This is a genomic window from Pseudomonas sp. VEM90, from assembly GCF_054611535.1.
The window spans coordinates 1-2682 of sequence record NZ_JBTRAR010000054.1 but is presented as its reverse complement, the minus strand read 5'-3'; the positions used below and the strand labels follow the sequence as shown (position 1 = coordinate 2682).

The window sequence follows — 2682 nt, the reverse complement described above, 5'->3', positions numbered from 1 at the left end:
CTTACGAATTTTCGGGTCTTTCGTCTTCACCACCGCAATCTGCGTCAGCAAATTGCTTGGGTGTTATATGGTCAAGCCTCACGGGCAATTAGTATTGGTTAGCTCAACGCCTCACAGCGCTTACACACCCAACCTATCAACGTCGTAGTCTTCGACGGCCCTTTAGGGGATTCAAGATCCCAGTGAGATCTCATCTTGAGGCAAGTTTCCCGCTTAGATGCTTTCAGCGGTTATCTCTTCCGAACATAGCTACCCGGCAATGCCACTGGCGTGACAACCGGAACACCAGAGGTTCGTCCACTCCGGTCCTCTCGTACTAGGAGCAGCCCCTCTCAAATCTCAAACGTCCACGGCAGATAGGGACCGAACTGTCTCACGACGTTCTAAACCCAGCTCGCGTACCACTTTAAATGGCGAACAGCCATACCCTTGGGACCGGCTTCAGCCCCAGGATGTGATGAGCCGACATCGAGGTGCCAAACACCGCCGTCGATATGAACTCTTGGGCGGTATCAGCCTGTTATCCCCGGAGTACCTTTTATCCGTTGAGCGATGGCCCTTCCATACAGAACCACCGGATCACTAAGACCTACTTTCGTACCTGCTCGACGTGTTTGTCTCGCAGTCAAGCGCGCTTTTGCCTTTATACTCTACGACCGATTTCCGACCGGTCTGAGCGCACCTTCGTACTCCTCCGTTACTCTTTGGGAGGAGACCGCCCCAGTCAAACTACCCACCATACACTGTCCTCGATCCGGATAACGGACCTGAGTTAGAACCTCAAAGTTGCCAGGGTGGTATTTCAAGGATGGCTCCATGAGAACTGGCGTCCCCACTTCAAAGCCTCCCACCTATCCTACACAAGCAAATTCAAAGTCCAGTGCAAAGCTATAGTAAAGGTTCACGGGGTCTTTCCGTCTAGCCGCGGATACACTGCATCTTCACAGCGATTTCAATTTCACTGAGTCTCGGGTGGAGACAGCGCCGCCATCGTTACGCCATTCGTGCAGGTCGGAACTTACCCGACAAGGAATTTCGCTACCTTAGGACCGTTATAGTTACGGCCGCCGTTTACCGGGGCTTCGATCAAGAGCTTCGCTTGCGCTAACCCCATCAATTAACCTTCCGGCACCGGGCAGGCGTCACACCCTATACGTCCACTTTCGTGTTTGCAGAGTGCTGTGTTTTTAATAAACAGTCGCAGCGGCCTGGTATCTTCGACCGGCATGAGCTTACGGAGCAAGTCCTTCACCCTCGCCGGCGCACCTTCTCCCGAAGTTACGGTGCCATTTTGCCTAGTTCCTTCACCCGAGTTCTCTCAAGCGCCTTGGTATTCTCTACCTAACCACCTGTGTCGGTTTGGGGTACGGTTCCCAGTTATCTGAAGCTTAGGAGCTTTTCTTGGAAGCATGGTATCAACCACTTCGTCGCCTAAAGGCAACTCGTCATCAGCTCTCGGCCTTGAAATCCCGGATTTGCCTAAGATTCCAGCCTACCACCTTAAACCTGGACAACCAACGCCAGGCTGGCCTAACCTTCTCCGTCCCTCCATCGCAATAACTGGAAGTACAGGAATATTAACCTGTTTTCCATCGACTACGCTTTTCAGCCTCGCCTTAGGGACCGACTAACCCTGCGTCGATTAACGTTGCGCAGGAAACCTTGGTCTTTCGGCGTGCGAGTTTTTCACTCGCATTGTCGTTACTCATGTCAGCATTCGCACTTCTGATACCTCCAGCAAGCTTCTCAACTCACCTTCACAGGCTTACAGAACGCTCCTCTACCGCATCATCATAAGATGATACCCGTAGCTTCGGTGCATGGTTTGAGCCCCGTTACATCTTCCGCGCAGGCCGACTCGACTAGTGAGCTATTACGCTTTCTTTAAAGGGTGGCTGCTTCTAAGCCAACCTCCTAGCTGTCTAAGCCTTCCCACATCGTTTCCCACTTAACCATGACTTTGGGACCTTAGCTGACGGTCTGGGTTGTTTCCCTTTTCACGACGGACGTTAGCACCCGCCGTGTGTCTCCCATGCTCGGCACTTGTAGGTATTCGGAGTTTGCATCGGTTTGGTAAGTCGGGATGACCCCCTAGCCGAAACAGTGCTCTACCCCCTACAGTGATACATGAGGCGCTACCTAAATAGCTTTCGAGGAGAACCAGCTATCTCCGAGCTTGATTAGCCTTTCACTCCGATCCACAGGTCATCCGCTAACTTTTCAACGGTAGTCGGTTCGGTCCTCCAGTCAGTGTTACCTAACCTTCAACCTGCCCATGGATAGATCGCCCGGTTTCGGGTCTATACCCAGCGACTAAACGCCCTATTAAGACTCGCTTTCGCTACGCCTCCCCTATTCGGTTAAGCTCGCCACTGAATATAAGTCGCTGACCCATTATACAAAAGGTACGCAGTCACCTAACAAAGTAGGCTCCCACTGCTTGTACGCATACGGTTTCAGGTTCTATTTCACTCCCCTCTCCGGGGTTCTTTTCGCCTTTCCCTCACGGTACTGGTTCACTATCGGTCAGTCAGTAGTATTTAGCCTTGGAGGATGGTCCCCCCATATTCAGACAAAGTTTCTCGTGCTCCGTCCTACTCGATTTCATTGATAAGAGATTTTCGTGTACGGGGCTATCACCCACTATGGCCGCACTTTCCAGAGCGTTCCACTAATCTCAAA

Annotated in this window: 1 rRNA gene; it reads right to left on the bottom strand. The window is 51.9% G+C overall.

The annotated features are described in order from the left end of the window. Positions 1 to 67 precede the first annotated feature (67 nt). A 23S ribosomal RNA gene (locus ACYCCG_RS25960) occupies positions 68 to 2682 on the bottom strand; the annotation flags it as partial.